A 15,429-nucleotide genomic window follows, 5' to 3' on the forward strand; every position below is an offset into this window, starting at 1 on the left:
AATACCTGTTTTTAGAATATTCCCTTTTAAATATATGTCATGATTCTCTAACTATTTATTAAAATCACATCCAGTAATAACAACTCAAAAAATACCACTTAAATAGAAAGTGGTAAGTTCAACTTTTTAGGAATATCAGCTTTAAAGCGCGGAGTATGTTGTATAGAAAAAGAATATCCTTCTTGAACAAACGATATTTCATTATTATGAAAATGGAATATCACATCGTTTTGTCTTAGATGTTTCTGAACCATTTGAATGAAGTTAAAACTCGACGTCCCAAATGAAATATGCATTTTCGGCGGCAAAGCTTTCATTGCAATTGGAATCCAAGGTCTTCCCTTCCAGCTTGCAACAACATGAGCTGTTCCACCAACTACAAAGTTAAAAATTTCACCATCTTCAAATGTTTTCATGCTTAAATTAGATTTTAGCCACTCTCTAAATATAGGTACACTTTCGACTGGGCACCCTACTTCTCTTACATACAAAATGTTCAACGGTGTGCATGGAATTAAAACCTCCTCAATAATATAATTATGTGCAATAATTTCAAGAAGATTTCCATCTCCATCACGGAAATATAGATTTAACCGCCCGTCCTCTTCATCAATTTCATGACCATCTTCCCACTTTATAATAAGCAAACCTGATTCTTGAACCCACTTTGCAGTTTCGTAAAACTTTGAAAATGGTACTTGAAAAGCAACATGAGCAGGTGAAATCGGTTCATATACTTCTTCAAAAAATAATGTAACATGTGGAGTTAATTGAAAGCTTATTTGTTTATCCGTTTTTAATAAAACTGGGATACCAAGACATTTTGCATACACTTGTTCTACCCCTTGGATCGATACTGTTTGTAATTTCAGCTCTGAAAAATGTGTAATCATCCTTATTCACCACCTTGTTTTCAAACAATATAATATTTCTAACCAATCATTTGTTTACATTACGCTTGTGTGAACCGAAATTAATGGAATCGTTTTCATATTTATCCAAGAGCCAATGGATTATAGACCACTAGCCCTTAAAAGTTCATTATTCGGATTCACAGCACACTAGATGCTTATCACTCAACACCTAATTGTTTCTTCACTTCTTTATACACGTCCATATATGCTTTTAATTCTTTGAAAAGATCATGAATTAATGGTTTTGCATCCTCACTAAGCTCGCCATCTTGTACATATAAACCGTCTAATACAACTTGTTTTGGAATTGCATTCGCATATACACCTCGTGCGACAATACGCATACTATTAAGCGCGTTTATACCGCCTTTTCCGCCGCCTGCAACTGCCAAAAGAGCAACTGGTTTATGGACAAATTCACTGCTGCTTAAGAAATCTAATGCGTTTTTAAGCGCACCACTCATCGCATTATGATACTCAGGTGTGCAAAGCACAACACCGTCAGCTTCTTTCACTAATGTTTTTAATTTCGTTACCGCTTCTAATTCACGTTGTGATTCTTCACCGTTATATAAAGGCAATTGCTCTGTTGCTAAATCATATAACTCCCCTTCAAATTGCTCTGCAATATATTTTGCAATGACACGTGTTCTACCAAATTTTCGTGGTGTTCCGTTAATTACGACTAATTTCATTTTTTTCTCCCCCTTTATTTTAAGTTCTACTTCTATACTATCAGAAAATTCTACACAAAACACAGTAAAAAGAGGGAAAAACTTTGAGAAAATAGTATGAAACGTAGAAAAGGAACTCATACTTTTGGATGAGTTCCTTTTCTATCAATTAATCATTTTTTACAACAGCGTGTCCGCCAAATTGATTTCGCAGTGCTGAAACAACTTTCCCATGGAACGTATCATCTTCTTGAGAGCGATAACGCATAAATAATGACATTGCAATAACTGGTGCAGATGCTTGTAATTCTAATGCTGTCTCTACTGTCCATTTCCCTTCACCTGAAGAGTTCATTACTCCTTTAATTCCAGCTAATTTCGGATCATCAGCAAATGCCTTTTCAGTTAAATCCATTAACCAACCGCGAATAACCGATCCGTTCGCCCATACTTTTGCGACATCTTCATAATTGAAGTTGAAATCGCTCTTTTCTAGTACTTCAAAGCCTTCCGCAATTGCTTGCATCATTCCATATTCAATGCCGTTATGAACCATTTTTAGGAAATGCCCACTTCCAACTTGACCAGCGTAGGAATAGCCATTTTCCACTGCTAAATCTTTAAATAAAGGTTCTAATCGATCAAAAATTTCTTTTTCGCCACCAATCATTAAACAAGCTCCATAACGAGCACCTTCTACCCCACCTGATGTACCGATATCTACATAATGAAGTCCAAAGCTTTTTGCTTCCTCAGCTCGGCGTAATGTATCCTTATAGAAAGAATTTCCACCTTCAATTACAATATCTCCTTCTTCTAATAATGGATATACATCACGTAATACTGAATCAACAATTTCCCCAGCTGGTACCATAACCCAAATCGTACGTGGAGCTTCAAGTTCTGCTACCATCTCTTTTAATGTATGACGAGCAGTAATACCAAGCTGTCCTGCTTTTTCAACAAGCTCATTATTTACATCATTTACAACCACTTCATGACCATCTTCATGCAAATGTTCTGCTAATGGAAAGCCCATCTTTCCTAATCCAATTAATCCTAGTTTCATAGTAATCAAACTCCTATTCTATACAATGAGATTTAATAAAGTTATAAGTCCTAGAGCAACAACAGATAAAATTGTTTCCATTGCTGTCCATGTTAATAGCGTTTCTTTTACAGTCATTCCAAAATATTCTTTAATCATCCAAAATCCAGAATCATTCACATGTGATAAAATGAGTGATCCGGCTCCTGTTGCAAGTGCTAACAATTCCACATTTACTCCTGGAATGCTTGCTGCAATCGGTGCTACAATACCCGCAGCTGTCATCATCGAAACCGTTGCAGAACCAGTTGCAATTCGAATAAGTGCCGCAATTCCCCAGCCTAATAGTATCGGAGAAATGTGTGATTCTTTGGCCATATCCGCAATTGTGTTACCAATTCCTGAGTCTAATAACACTTTATTGAATGCTCCGCCCGCCCCAATAACTAACAGTATGTTTGCGATCGGTCCTAAACAATCATTTGTAAATTGTAGTACCTTATCTTTTGAAAATCCTTTTGCATAACCGAGACTAAAGAACGAATAAATCGTCGCAATTAATAATGCAACTATAGGATCTCCAATAAAATGTAATACCTGTGCTAGTTGACTCGTTTTTTCTAATGCAATTTCCGCTACTGATGCTCCAAGCATAAGCAATACAGGAAGTAAAATCGTAAATAAGGTGTTGCCAAAGCCGGGAAGTTCTTTCTTCGTATCTCGCTCGTTAAGCTGTTCAGCTACATCTAATGGTACCTTTTTATGTATACGAGCACCAATCCATTTTCCATAAATCGGGCCTGAAATAATTGCTGTTGGAAGTCCGACAATTAACGCATATAAAATTGTTTTTCCTACATCAGCTTTGAAAATACCAACCGCTGCCATTGCTGCTGGGTGCGGAGGAACTAATCCGTGTACAATAGAAAGTCCTGCTACAAGTGGAATACCAATTGTGATAAGAGAAACCCCTGTTTCTAACGCAATTGTAAACACAAGTGGAATTAACAATACAAATCCTACTTGGAAAAACACCGGAATTCCTACTAAAAATGCTACAAACATCATTGCCCAGTGTACACGTTTCGTCCCAAAACGCTCTATTAATGTATTCGCGATCCTTTCAGCACCGCCAGACTCTGCCATCATTTTCCCAAGCATTGTTCCTAGCGCTAAAACAATTGCTAAAAATCCTAACGTATTACCAAGACCTAGTTTAATAGAATCGATAATCCCTGGATCTTTTGGTGAAGTAGCAATCAAGGGCATCCCCATTGCTAGCCCAACTCCGATTGCTGTTAAAATTAAAGCGACAAATGGATGCCATTTTACTACTGTGATAAGTAAAAGTAGTATGACAACAGCCGCTAGTACGATCCCAACTTCCATTTCTCCCAATCCCCCTATTGTTTACGTTGGAAAGCAGCTATACAATCGAATTCTTCTTTCAAACGATCGTAAAGTCGTTCATACATGTAAAACATTTCTAAATATAAAGCCGTATTTTCTTTATTCGGCACATGATGATGGACAATTTCAATCCACTCTTTTACTTCTTCAAGTGAATCAATTTTCCCAATCGCATATAAAGCAAGTGCTGCAGCCCCAAGTGCAGATGCTTCATGACTTTCTGGAACAAGCAATTCTTTCCCCATCATATCGGACAACATTTGTCTCCAAAACGCTGATTTCGCAAATCCGCCTGAAACACGAATTTCAGAAAGAGGTCCCGTTAAATCTCGAATTGCAAGTGCGACTGAATATACACTCATGCAAACTCCTTCCATCACAGCGCGAATAAAATGCTCTCGTTTATGCTGAAGATTAATACCAAAGAATGTGCCGCGTGCATTGGCATTCCAATATGGAGCGCGTTCGCCAGATAAGAATGGTAAAAATAGTAAGCCTGCAGCTCCAGCTGGTACCCGTTCCGCATACTGAATTAATAAATCATACGGATCAATTCCGAGTTTTTTCGCTACCTCTTGTTCGGGACTACCAAATTCATCACGTAACCATCTTAGTAAAATCCCGCCATTATTAGTAGGACCACCAATTACCCAATGCTCGTCTGTCAACGCATAACAAAACGTTCTACCTTTTTCATCAGTATTAATATTCGATGAAATCGTTCGAACCGCACCGCTTGTCCCAATCGTTATCGCTGCTTCACCAGGTGATATCGCACCAACACCGACATTCGCAAGAACACCATCACTTGCCCCAATAACAATTGGAGTCTTTTCATGTATACCCATTTTCTGAGCTAACTCTGGCTTCATTCCCGATAAAATATGAGTTGTCGGTACAGGTTCTGATAACTGTTCATGTGATAGTTGTAACATCTTTAACACATCTAAATCCCAGCCTAATGTTTCTAAATTAAATAGCCCTGTAGCTGAAGCAATCGAATAATCAACAACATAACGTGAGAATAATTGATAGATCAAATACTCTTTAATGGAAATAAATTTATATGCACTTGCGTATAACTCCGGTTCCTCTTCTTTCATCCACAATAATTTAGGTAGTGGTGACATTGGATGGATCGGTGTGCCTGTTCGTCTATAAATTTCGTGTCCATTCATATGTTTTAATAATTTTTCAGCCTGCTCCGTACTCCTATTATCTGCCCAAATAATAGAGCGAGTGAGCGGAGCACCCTTTTCATCAACTGCAATTAATGCATGCATCGCAGTGCTAATACCGATTGAAGTAATATCTTCCGGATGTACGTTACCTTTTTCGATGGCAGCGCTTACAGATTTATACACGGCAGAACATATTACATCAGGATCTTGTTCAGCCCACCCTACACTTGGTTGGATAATTGGGTAATTAATCGCATGCTTGGCAACGACTTTCCCTTTTTCAGTAAACACAACCGCTTTTGTACTTGTGGTACCGATATCAATCCCGATTACTCTCCCCCTTGTTTCCATACTGAATCTTCCCTTCATTTCTAGCAAAATATAATATAGTAAACCGTTTACATGAATTAGTATATAAAATATTTTTTCTTAAATCAAGTTTTAAAAAGAAAATTTTTTTCATCATTTTCACTTTTCCTACCCCCAATGTTTTTTTGTAGGAATCTTCCCGCCCTCTTATAGCCAAATAATGTGAACATATTGAATCATTATTTCATTTAGAACATATTTCTTAAATGAAAATCATTTTGGCATTCTACTACTAACCCTTGTCATTCCAATAATAGTAAATTATAATATAACTGTGCATAGTGTGTATGGTGTATATTTACTACTATAACAATTTATGATAATGAGGTTGTTGAATGAAAATTATTTTAAGCAATACAGTAGATCAGCCTTTATACCAGCAAATAAAAGATCAAATTAAAACTTCCATTTTCAGCAATGAGTTAAAAGAAGGTGAACAACTTCCTTCAATCCGCTCATTAGCCAATGATTTACATGTAAGTGTCTTAACTACAAAAAGAGTCTATGCAGAGCTAGAAGCAGAAGGTTTTATCGTAACCAGAGTTGGCAAAGGCTCTTATGTAGCACCTGCAAACTTAGAAATGCTGCTGGAATCCAAACGCTATATGGTGGAAGTCAAACTAGCTGAAGTTTGTCAAATGGCTCGAAGTTTAGGAATTTCGACAGATGATCTTCATTCCATGCTGGATTTAATTTTTGAGGAGGAAACAGAGAAATGAGCGCTGTGTTAGAAGTCAATAATTTAAGTAAATCTTACGACAGTTTTTCATTAAAAAATGTGACATTCTCACTAAACAAAGATTGTATTACCGGTTTTGTTGGTACGAATGGTTCTGGGAAAACTACTACTATCAAAGCTATTCTCGGTCTTGCTTTGAAAGATTCTGGAACAATTCACTTTTTAGGAAAAGATATAGATAAAAATGAAAGAAAGTCAAAAAACAAAATTGGCATCGTGTTAGATGAGGGATACTTCTATGAAGAATTAACGTTGAAAGAAATGAAGAACGTGATTGCTCCAAGCTATACTGAATGGGATGAATCCATTTTTTTATCGTACATAGAACAGTTCAATTTAAAATTGGATCAAAAAATTGCTACCTTATCAAAGGGTATGCGTATGAAATATGCAGTTGCATTGGCACTTTCCCACCATGCAGATTTATTGATTATGGATGAGCCAACAAGCGGTCTAGATCCATTGGTACGAAATGAATTGATGAATATTCTCCTCGATTTTATGAAAGAACCTGGAAAAAGCGTCTTTTTTTCTACCCATATCACCTCAGATTTAGATAAAATTGCTGATACGATCATCTTAATTGATAATGGTAAAATCTTATTAAATGAAGAAAAAGATTATTTACTGGATACACATGCACTTGTAAAAGGAGACAATCAATTTATTAATAAGCAAACACAAAAACTCTTTTTAAGTTTGCATCAGTCGAGATATGGTTTTGAAGGGATTACACATCAAAAAGAAAATATACGCCAACTCATACCTGACGCAATAATGGAAAGACCAACAATAGAGGATATTATGCTCGCTTACATCGGAGGTGACATACATTGCTAATTAACCTCGTAAAAAAAGATTTAATATTAGTCAAAAAATCCTTATTTATTTTACTTATTTTTGCTGCAATCGCACCGCTTTATATTTCTTCGCAAATAAATTTTAACGATGGTGGCCTTGTCAGCTTTCTTTTAACAGCAATTTTAGTTGAGTACATTTTATTTGGTACAGTATCTAGATACGAAGATGCACATAAAGGGGCCACTTATCTTTGTGCGACTCCTTATACACGAAATGCATTTGTAAAAGCAAAATACCTCTTTATTTTCGTTATTTTTATTTGTGTCACCATTATTCGTATTCTAGTATCTATTATTATTCCAATAAATATAGAAAACTTAAGCCTCCATACACTTGGAATAACTTTTTTAATAATTTGTATACTATTTGGAGTCCTAATTCCTGCACAATTCAAGTTTGGTTATGAAAAAACAAAACTTATTTCGTTTTTTATTACTTTTTTAATCCCTTTTGTTACGCCAACTATTATAAAAAGTATTCAATCAAATCCAGTTCAGTTTACAATTTCATTTCCACAAATGATTCAAGACTGGATGCCTTATGTTATTTCTATTATCATTGGTTTCACTTCAATGATTTTTTCACTAAAGATATATGCAAAAAAAGATTTATAATTAAGAGAACGCTAGGAAATTTCCATAACATAATAACACCTCCTAGCGTTATCCTTTTAAATTCTTGTTTTTATTTGATTTCTATGAAAGACTTTCAAAATCAATTCTCTATCCGGAACTTGCAATCGCTCATAAGAGGCTAAAAATTGCGAGTTATCATAGGTAGCCTCTTTCAAACTAATTTCTATCGAATGATACGTAATATCTACAATTGCATATGGCGCAGCGGGTTTGTCGTTACATCCTAGTGAACCAGGATTCAAATACTTTTTTCCATGATTACCTTCGAAATATTGTATGGGGTGATGATGCCCAAAGCAAATTAGCTTCTCTTTTCGATCATGAAATAATTTTTCTAAATTGTTCAAACTCGGATCGACAATAGAATGAAAAGGATCTTTACTGATATGCTTCTTTATTTTACTATTTTCAATGTAATAGTGCGTAAATAAAACTGGATGCCCTTCTATATTTCTGTCAATTATTCGAGGTAATTGTTCCAACTTATGTATAAAGGATTGGTCCATCCTTTCTGCAATCCATCTATGATGTTCTTTCACATGCGAATGACTTTCCGGGTATTCTTCCTCTTTTATTAAAGCTAAAACGACCTCATCATGATTCCCAGTAATCATTGAAATATCTTTCCTTGCAAATAACAGTTCCAGCACTTCATTTGTATCTGGTCCAATCCCAATCATATCCCCTAAACAAAAAATATATTCAATCTCTTTTTCTCTATCAATTTCTTCTAGAACTGCATATAAGCCGGTGCACTGCCGTGAATATCTGTAATGATTGCAACTTTCGTATTTTCCATCTCTCCAACTAGCATTGACAAAAATAAAAACAGTGCATAGCTACACTGCTTTTACATTCGCTTCATTGAAATTGTTTCACGTATACTTTGTAAATTTCGCAACGTTTCTTCTTGTCGTTGTAATGATAGACCCACATATAACGTATCTAATAAACTAAGCTGCGCAAGCCTCGATGAACTTGCTTCTGTACGAAATTCTGTCTCACGCGTTGAAGTGTACAATGTAATGTCAGCAAGCTGACTTAATGCTGATTTTTGATAACTTGTAATTGCAATAATACGTGCTCCTCTTGATTTCGCTACTTCCAGTGCTTCCAGTAATCCCTTATTACTTCCAGAATGAGAAATCGCAATTACAACGGATTCTTTTGTAAGTAAACCAGCTCCCATAATTTGAAAATGTGAATCAACATGAGCAATACATGAAATGCCCGTTCTCATAAATTTATGATACGCATCCATTGCAATAATGCCCGAGCCACCATTTCCATAAAACTCAATGCGTTCAGCCATTTTCAATACGTTTATTGCCTCTTCTAAACCTGCGCCATTTAATAAATGTAATGTGTCTTGTAGTCCAATAATATGCGCATGAAAAACTTTTTTAGCAACGGTCACCATATCATCTTCTGCAGATACTTCTTCGTGAATATTTTGCATTGGCGTATGTACAATTTCACGAGCTAATGTAATTTTCAAATCTTGAAAACCTTGAAAGCCGAGGTGCTTACATAAGCGAAAGATCGTTGCTTCTGAACTACTAGTAACTTCAGCTAATTCCGTAATTGATTTATGTACAACATCTTGTGGATGTTTAATAATATGTTCAGCAATACTTCGAAGCTTCGGTGATAATCCATTTAATGAAGCCTGAATTTTTCCTATTCCACTTTTTGTACCAGGCATGATGTATCCTTCTCCTTCCATATTAGCTTTATTGTACCTAATTATTGAAAGAAGAAAAACCTTTATTTGGTATTGTTATATACTTTTTCTATACAACACCATTTTTCACAGCATACAAAGCCGCTTGTGTTCGATCATCTACTTCTAATTTAGCAAGTACATTTGAAACATGAGTTTTAACCGTCTGTTCTGTAATATGGAGCTCTGCTGCTATTTCTTTATTACTTCTCCCTTTCGCAATTTCACCAAGTACTTCTTTTTCTCTTTTTGTCAGCATAGATAAGCTATCTTGTTTTTTCTCTTGTGCTACTGGTCGTCTTAGTAAAGCAGGGGTTACTTTCGGATGAAAATTTGCATTCCCTTGGTATACCGCAATAATAGAAGCAACAAGTTGATCTGGCTGTACCTCTTTTAATTGATAGCCATCTGCCCCCGCCTCCATAGCTGGCAAAACATAATCTTGTTCTGAAAAGCTACTTAATATGAGAATTTTAATTGTAGCGTCATGTTGCTTCAATCTTTTTGTCGCTTCAATTCCATCCATTTTCGGCATCGATACATCCATCAATACTACATCTGGCCTTTCTTTTTGCACAAACGCTAACGCCTCTTCCCCATTCTCCGCTTCCCCTATAATTTCAAATTCTTCTTTCGTTTTTAGAAAGAATACGAGTCCCCTCCGAACAATATGATGATCTTCTACAAGTAATAGTTTAATTTTCAATGCAATTCTCCCTTTCAAACCGGTAATTGAATCTCAATCTTTGTTCCCTGCCCCGGCTTCGTTTTGATTCGAAATGTTCCTTTCATCAGTTCAATTCGCTCTTTCATACTTTTTAAACCCAGTGCTGAATCTCTTACTGTTTCTCTAACAAACCCAATACCGTTATCTTCAATTTGAAAGTTCAACTTATTATTTTCTGTTTTCAAGCTAACAAATACCCTCTCACATGAAGCGTGCTTTTTACAATTATGTAAGGCTTCCTGACTCACACGCCATAGTACTTCTTCTATTTCATCACCAATTGAAATAACCCCATCAATTCGAATTGTTACTTGAATACCTAATAGTTTCCCATAATTTTGCACTGCTTCTGCAAGCCCTTTTTCTAATCCTTCTGGCCGTAATTGCCATATTAATAATGTCATCTCTTCTAGCGCTTCTTGCGATAGTTCCCCTATGTAACTTAGCATCTCTTGTAATTCTTTGTCCTTTGTCATATCAAGAGTTCCTCTAGCAGTTAACATAATGGAAAATAGCAATTGTTTCACCGAATCATGTAAATCACGGGCGAGTCGGTTTCTTTCCGCCACAACCACATATTTGCGCTCTTTCTCAACTAGCCTAATTCGTTGTATTGTTGTTCCAATTTGGAATGCAATCGCTTCTAACAATGCTAGTTCTTCCTCTGAAAAATGTGTTTTATGAGGTGCAGCAACATTTAATAACCCGAACTTCTCTGTTCCAGCCCGAAGAGGAATTGTCGCATGATGTGTAATCTCTTCGGTCTTCCCCCAATTATATTCAATGGCATCTTCAATTCGTTTACATTCAATAATATTTGTCGCCTTTTCTAAACGCCCATTCACAAATCGATTCACACACCAGCAGTCCCCTTCACACATCGGTTTTTTTTCTTTCCATGTGAGCGCTGGCGGCAAATTTGTATCAGCAAGCATACGATGCGTTCCTTTGTCATCAATAAAAAAAATCCAACCTGTTTGTAAATTCATAAGTTGTAATAATGTATGTAATACTTTTTCCAACATTTCCTGTAAATCGGTTGCCTCATTTAACAACTCTGCAATTTCTTTTAACGCCTCTAACCGGCGCATTTGCTTTTCATCATAGTCCATGTTCATCACCAATTACCATTATAACATTAAGAAATTTCTAAAAACTACAAATTAAAAAAGAAGCTGAATGTATCAGCTTCTTTACTCTATATCAATCACTTTTCGATTTAGCTTTTCCTCTTCTAATTTAGGCAATGTGACAGTAAGAACACCATCTTTAAATGCTCCCTTAACATTTTCTTGATCTACGTTATCTAATGTAAAACGGCGAATGAATGATCCTGTAGAACGTTCTTTTCGGATATATGTGCCATTTTCATTTTGTTCTTCTACTTCATTATTTTGAGTCGCATGAATTGTTAGGATATCCTTTTCAAAATCGACTTGAATGTTTTCTTTTTGAAATCCTGGTAAATCTGCTTGCACAATGTATTTATCAGAACCCTCTTGAACATCCACCTTAAAGCTGTTCATGTTCATTGGTTTAAAGAAAGCATCTGTCATCACTTCGAATAAAGAAGATCCAAATCCAGCAACCTCATTTTGACGATTTGTTATTTCTGGAAATAACTTACGCATGTTTCCTTCCTCCTTATTAGATATGAATGAAAGATTATCTCTTTCTGTCTTTATTATACCAAATGGTCAAAAAAGGTCAAACTTTTTGTTTGATGTTTTTATCGTATGTTTTTTCATTTTCAATATAATATGGTACGTGAAATTTTTAAGTTTAGCAAAACATTACCTCTTTAAATTCTTAAAAATCCAAATATACAGGAATATAATAACACCATCTCGAATACATAATTTGAAATTTACAATCTATTATTGGAGGATAATACTATGGGATATATTGAAGACTTGCGCAAAATTGTGGGTACACGACCACTTAATCTAGCAGGTGTTGCTGTTGCTGTTTTAAATGAGCAAGGACAAATTTTACTCCAGAAAAGACAAAGTGGTGTTTGGGGTGTTCCCGGAGGATTTATTGAATTAGGTGAATCAACAGAAGAAGCAGGACGACGAGAAGTTCTCGAAGAAACAGGTATTGAAATTGGGAAACTTGACTTAGTAGGTGTTTTTTCTGGAAAAGAATTTTTTGTGAAATTACCGAATGGTGATGAATTTTATCCCATCACCATCGCTTATATGAGTAAAGAAATAAAGGGTGGAAATTTACAAGCTGATGGCACAGAGTCTTTGGAAGTGAAATTTTTCAGCTTGAATCAATTACCAAAAAATATTAGTCCGTTTATAAAAAAACTCATGCAACAGCAAACTGTATCCATATAAAGCACCATTATTTACATAGGGAAAGACCTTACATTTTTATCCTGCATTAACGGACAGTAACACTTCCACCTCAAAATTCAGCGAAAGAAAAGAAGTTAGGTGAGAGATGAACTGTCCGTAAGAGCTCGATTCGTTCAACTAATAATCAGTGGGGGATGAAGAAAAGCCCCACTGATTAAAGTTTCACTTTATAAAGTAAATGGGCTCTTTTTAGGTATCCCTAGGCAATTAATAACAAACGCAATTCTCATTGTTTCCTCTACCTTCACTGTATTTCCGCGTTCAAACAAGACTTGAAGTGTCCTAAGGCAAACTCATGTCCTTGTTCATTAAAAGAGGCTACTGTTTTTTCGTGTACAACGATGTGAAACCCTTTATTATAAGCATCCACGGCTGTATGAAGAACACAAATATCCGTACATACGCCAACAAGGTGGACTTCTTGTATTCCTCTTTCTCTTAGTTTCATTTCTAAGTCCGTTCCAGCAAAAGCACTATAACGTGTTTTGTCCATATAGTATACATTCTCATTGTTTTGATATTTTTCATACAGATTTTGCAACTCTCCGTATAAATCTCTTCCTTTAGTACCCGCTATATTATGCGGTGGAAATAGTTGTGACTCTGGATGATAGGAATCATTTCCCTCATGCCTATCAATGGCAAATACAACATAATCTTCATTTTCAATAAACTGCTTCGTAATCTCTACAAGAGGCTTTTCAATAGTTTTCCCTGGCTTCCCACATGTTAAAGCACCATCTTCGGCCACGAAATCATATGTATAATCAATATTTATAAGAACTCGTTTCATTACACCTTTTCCTCCCTACTCGTTTCACGTTAAACAATAGAAAACGTGTTTTTACGACGCAGTATATTATGTTCGACATTTTCATACAAAATTCCTACAAAGTATTTATACTAAAGGTATATATATTGTCATTTTCATTTGATTTGGATATATTGATTGTAATACATCAGTAATCTCAAAATCTGGCCCTTCTCTTCTTTCATAATTCGAGTTTGGTAGCCATGTACCATAAATATACCTTCTCGTATTTTGAACTGAATCAGCTGTGCCATTTACTTTGAATTCAGCATATTTTCCTTCTGGAATTTCAAAATTAACAAATCCTTTTTCTAATTTGCAAGCAAACTCCTGCACTTCTTCTCCAACTATGAACGAAAAATTACCATCATCATGAAAATTACATGCAATACCATATGACATATTAGGTGCGGTCTTCTTAGGAATTTGCAAATAATATTCATTACGTCCAAAATCAAAATAAAATTCAGGAATTTCCTCAAAGTACTTTTCATTATTTAGATTCGTTTTATATTCAACACCGATAATATTCCTTTTGTTTAATTGTACAATAGAAGGTTTATTCATCATAAAGTCTCCTTTCATCTCCTTTTTGTAGTCAAAAAAATTCAGTTTAGCTTGTAAATGCAAAACAATTTCTGACTTTCGATATTTAGCAGGAGTCATTCCAAAATAATTTACAAACGCACGTGTAAATGCCTCTTGGGAATTATATTGAAAATCAATTGCAACTTCTAATATATTCTTTTTTGTTCCCTTTAATAAAATAGCAGCTTCAGATAGCCTCCTGTTTCTTATATATTCTTGTACAGAAAAACCGGTAATCGCTTGAAAAAGTCTTTGAAAATGAAATGGAGAAAAACAAGATTGCGAAGAAATTTTAATAATATTCAATTTTTCTTTTAAGTTCTCTTCAATAAATTCAATAGAATTTTGTATTCTTTCAAAGTAATCCATTTCCACTTCCTCCCTTATAAACATATTTTATATCTTCATCAATAATTTTTTTGATGATTTGTGCTAATTTTTCTTTCTATTATCATTCAGTAAAGCTCTTTCGCTTCACAATCCATTTGGTAACCTAAACAGCAAAATGACAATAGTTGTTGATATAACGTGAGATGAAAAAAGACCAAATCAATATGTGATTTGGTCTGCTAATTGCTATGCTATTTACAATATTTCTCCACGAAATCGGAACTATTCACTTTTCCAGTAATGTGCTTTTTTGTTACGTATAACCTGTCAGTCTATTTTAAAGTGCAGGTTTATTTTCAAATTTAGTCTGTACCAAGTTAATAACTTTTCCTAATGGATCATTATTTTCAAATTGAACTGCAGTTATTGTGTGATACCCTGCCTCTAACGTTTTTTGTTTTAATTCTACTGTTGTCTGCGTCATGCTCGTAACATGATGTTTATCTTCAAATATATTATCTACGAATACAAATGTCTCTTTATCGTTTTGAAAATTAGTAAGTTCTAATTCAACTTGCTGAATTAGAGCATCCTTCTTTACAAATACAGTCGGTATATTTCCATCTTCAGAAGTACCATCCGGTGTAATCACCTTGACCTTTCCTTCACCAATTGGAGTTGCCCCCTCTGGAAAAGGAGTTATACTCTCATCACTTGCATGTACAACCTGTTCTTCTTTTACAGGCTGGGTTTCTTCTTTTTCATTTGAAACACCACACCCAATCAATAACAAAGCAGACAATCCAGCGATTATGAATTTCTTCAAAATTCATCCCCCCTGTAAATTTATTCTTTCATTTATTATACAAAGATAATTATCTATCTTAAATTCAGTTTTTTAAACTTTCGTGAACAAACATTCTGTTCACCATTACTGTACCATATTTTCTTTTTTAACATCATTAATTTTTTCAAGAAATAATTAGAAATTCCTTCTTATTCTCCATTTTAGCCCATTATTAGCAAAAAATATTCCCTTCTAGAGAAATTAGA

At 35.0% G+C, this 15,429-nt stretch carries 17 protein-coding genes; 4 read left to right on the forward strand and 13 right to left on the reverse strand.

Annotation, left to right across the window (positions count from 1 at the left end; all coding sequences use genetic code 11):
• Nucleotides 1-98: 98 nt before the first annotated feature.
• From AC1M36_RS08400 to gntK, 5 genes are all read right to left on the reverse strand, one after another.
• Complete coding sequence (locus AC1M36_RS08400; RefSeq protein ID WP_336452576.1) at nt 99-893, reverse strand: VOC family protein; 795 nt, start codon at nt 891-893, stop codon at nt 99-101.
• Between the two features lie 179 nt (nt 894-1,072).
• Nucleotides 1,073-1,609, reverse strand: a complete 537-nt coding sequence (locus tag AC1M36_RS08405) for an NADPH-dependent FMN reductase (RefSeq protein WP_479845747.1) — start codon at nt 1,607-1,609, stop codon at nt 1,073-1,075.
• A 148-nt stretch (nt 1,610-1,757) separates the two neighbouring features.
• Nucleotides 1,758-2,657: a phosphogluconate dehydrogenase (NAD(+)-dependent, decarboxylating) gene (gene gnd, locus AC1M36_RS08410; protein ID WP_479845748.1), complete on the reverse strand. Its 900-nt coding sequence runs from the start codon at nt 2,655-2,657 to the stop codon at nt 1,758-1,760.
• 18 nt (nt 2,658-2,675) lie between these two features.
• The gene (locus tag AC1M36_RS08415) at nt 2,676-4,025 is read right to left on the reverse strand and encodes a GntP family permease (RefSeq protein WP_479845749.1); all 1,350 of its coding nucleotides are present in this window, start codon (nt 4,023-4,025) and stop codon (nt 2,676-2,678) included.
• A gap of 14 nt (nt 4,026-4,039) precedes the next feature.
• The gene (gene gntK / locus AC1M36_RS08420; RefSeq protein ID WP_336452579.1) at nt 4,040-5,578 is read right to left on the reverse strand and encodes a gluconokinase; all 1,539 of its coding nucleotides are present in this window, start codon (nt 5,576-5,578) and stop codon (nt 4,040-4,042) included.
• Nucleotides 5,579-5,931: 353 nt separating this feature from the next.
• On the opposite strand from gntK, the gene AC1M36_RS08425 reads away from it, so the two are divergent.
• From AC1M36_RS08425 to AC1M36_RS08435, 3 genes are read left to right on the forward strand one after another with little or no spacing between them, the layout of a single operon-like run.
• Nucleotides 5,932-6,315 (forward strand): GntR family transcriptional regulator, encoded by a 384-nt coding sequence (locus AC1M36_RS08425; RefSeq protein WP_336452580.1) that lies wholly within the window; start codon nt 5,932-5,934, stop codon nt 6,313-6,315.
• Nucleotides 6,312-7,175 (forward strand): ABC transporter ATP-binding protein, encoded by an 864-nt coding sequence (locus AC1M36_RS08430; protein WP_336452581.1) that lies wholly within the window; start codon nt 6,312-6,314, stop codon nt 7,173-7,175. Before AC1M36_RS08425 ends, AC1M36_RS08430 begins: the two co-directional genes overlap by 4 nt.
• The gene (locus AC1M36_RS08435; protein WP_336452582.1) at nt 7,169-7,810 is read left to right on the forward strand and encodes an ABC-2 transporter permease; all 642 of its coding nucleotides are present in this window, start codon (nt 7,169-7,171) and stop codon (nt 7,808-7,810) included. Before AC1M36_RS08430 ends, AC1M36_RS08435 begins: the two co-directional genes overlap by 7 nt.
• A gap of 56 nt (nt 7,811-7,866) precedes the next feature.
• Here the strand turns inward: AC1M36_RS08435 and AC1M36_RS08440 are convergent, their stop codons facing one another.
• The 5 genes from AC1M36_RS08440 to AC1M36_RS08460 form a co-directional block, all read right to left on the reverse strand.
• Nucleotides 7,867-8,655, reverse strand: coding sequence for a metallophosphoesterase family protein (locus AC1M36_RS08440; RefSeq protein ID WP_336452650.1), 789 nt, complete (start codon nt 8,653-8,655; stop codon nt 7,867-7,869).
• A 26-nt stretch (nt 8,656-8,681) separates the two neighbouring features.
• Entirely contained in the window at nt 8,682-9,536 is an 855-nt protein-coding gene (locus AC1M36_RS08445; protein WP_336452583.1) for a MurR/RpiR family transcriptional regulator, read from the reverse strand.
• Nucleotides 9,537-9,624: 88 nt separating this feature from the next.
• Entirely contained in the window at nt 9,625-10,260 is a 636-nt protein-coding gene (locus AC1M36_RS08450) for a response regulator transcription factor (RefSeq protein ID WP_336452584.1), read from the reverse strand.
• A gap of 14 nt (nt 10,261-10,274) precedes the next feature.
• Nucleotides 10,275-11,393 carry a GAF domain-containing sensor histidine kinase gene (locus AC1M36_RS08455; RefSeq protein ID WP_336452585.1) on the reverse strand — a complete coding sequence of 373 codons (1,119 nt, stop codon included), beginning with the start codon at nt 11,391-11,393 and terminating at the stop codon, nt 10,275-10,277.
• An 81-nt stretch (nt 11,394-11,474) separates the two neighbouring features.
• On the reverse strand, nt 11,475-11,912 hold the full coding sequence (locus AC1M36_RS08460) for an Hsp20/alpha crystallin family protein (RefSeq protein ID WP_479845750.1): 438 nt from the start codon (nt 11,910-11,912) through the stop codon (nt 11,475-11,477).
• 264 nt (nt 11,913-12,176) lie between these two features.
• Between AC1M36_RS08460 and AC1M36_RS08465 the strand changes: the two genes are divergently transcribed.
• Nucleotides 12,177-12,626: an NUDIX hydrolase gene (locus AC1M36_RS08465; protein WP_336452587.1), complete on the forward strand. Its 450-nt coding sequence runs from the start codon at nt 12,177-12,179 to the stop codon at nt 12,624-12,626.
• A gap of 265 nt (nt 12,627-12,891) precedes the next feature.
• Here AC1M36_RS08465 and AC1M36_RS08470 read toward each other — a convergent pair whose 3' ends face one another.
• The 3 genes from AC1M36_RS08470 to AC1M36_RS08480 all read right to left on the reverse strand — a co-directional run bounded on the left by AC1M36_RS08470 (nt 12,892) and on the right by AC1M36_RS08480 (nt 15,202).
• Nucleotides 12,892-13,440: a cysteine hydrolase family protein gene (locus tag AC1M36_RS08470; protein ID WP_479845751.1), complete on the reverse strand. Its 549-nt coding sequence runs from the start codon at nt 13,438-13,440 to the stop codon at nt 12,892-12,894.
• 105 nt (nt 13,441-13,545) lie between these two features.
• Nucleotides 13,546-14,415 (reverse strand): AraC family transcriptional regulator, encoded by an 870-nt coding sequence (locus tag AC1M36_RS08475; protein WP_336452589.1) that lies wholly within the window; start codon nt 14,413-14,415, stop codon nt 13,546-13,548.
• Between the two features lie 298 nt (nt 14,416-14,713).
• Entirely contained in the window at nt 14,714-15,202 is a 489-nt protein-coding gene (locus tag AC1M36_RS08480; RefSeq protein WP_336452590.1) for a hypothetical protein, read from the reverse strand.
• Nucleotides 15,203-15,429 lie beyond the last annotated feature (227 nt).

The organism is Bacillus sp. Medicinal_06 (genome assembly GCF_056711665.1).

Coding starts and splice junctions, on each gene's coding strand:
- AC1M36_RS08400 (WP_336452576.1), bottom strand. CDS start 893: ATGATTACACATTTTTCAGAGCTGAAATTACAAACAGTATCGATCCAA.
- AC1M36_RS08405 (WP_479845747.1), bottom strand. CDS start 1,609: ATGAAATTAGTCGTAATTAACGGAACACCACGAAAATTTGGTAGAACA.
- gnd (WP_479845748.1), bottom strand. CDS start 2,657: ATGAAACTAGGATTAATTGGATTAGGAAAGATGGGCTTTCCATTAGCA.
- AC1M36_RS08415 (WP_479845749.1), bottom strand. CDS start 4,025: ATGGAAGTTGGGATCGTACTAGCGGCTGTTGTCATACTACTTTTACTT.
- gntK (WP_336452579.1), bottom strand. CDS start 5,578: ATGGAAACAAGGGGGAGAGTAATCGGGATTGATATCGGTACCACAAGT.
- AC1M36_RS08425 (WP_336452580.1), top strand. CDS start 5,932: ATGAAAATTATTTTAAGCAATACAGTAGATCAGCCTTTATACCAGCAA.
- AC1M36_RS08430 (WP_336452581.1), top strand. CDS start 6,312: ATGAGCGCTGTGTTAGAAGTCAATAATTTAAGTAAATCTTACGACAGT.
- AC1M36_RS08445 (WP_336452583.1), bottom strand. CDS start 9,536: ATGCCTGGTACAAAAAGTGGAATAGGAAAAATTCAGGCTTCATTAAAT.
- AC1M36_RS08455 (WP_336452585.1), bottom strand. CDS start 11,393: ATGGACTATGATGAAAAGCAAATGCGCCGGTTAGAGGCGTTAAAAGAA.
- AC1M36_RS08460 (WP_479845750.1), bottom strand. CDS start 11,912: ATGCGTAAGTTATTTCCAGAAATAACAAATCGTCAAAATGAGGTTGCT.
- AC1M36_RS08465 (WP_336452587.1), top strand. CDS start 12,177: ATGGGATATATTGAAGACTTGCGCAAAATTGTGGGTACACGACCACTT.
- AC1M36_RS08470 (WP_479845751.1), bottom strand. CDS start 13,440: ATGAAACGAGTTCTTATAAATATTGATTATACATATGATTTCGTGGCC.
- AC1M36_RS08475 (WP_336452589.1), bottom strand. CDS start 14,415: ATGGATTACTTTGAAAGAATACAAAATTCTATTGAATTTATTGAAGAG.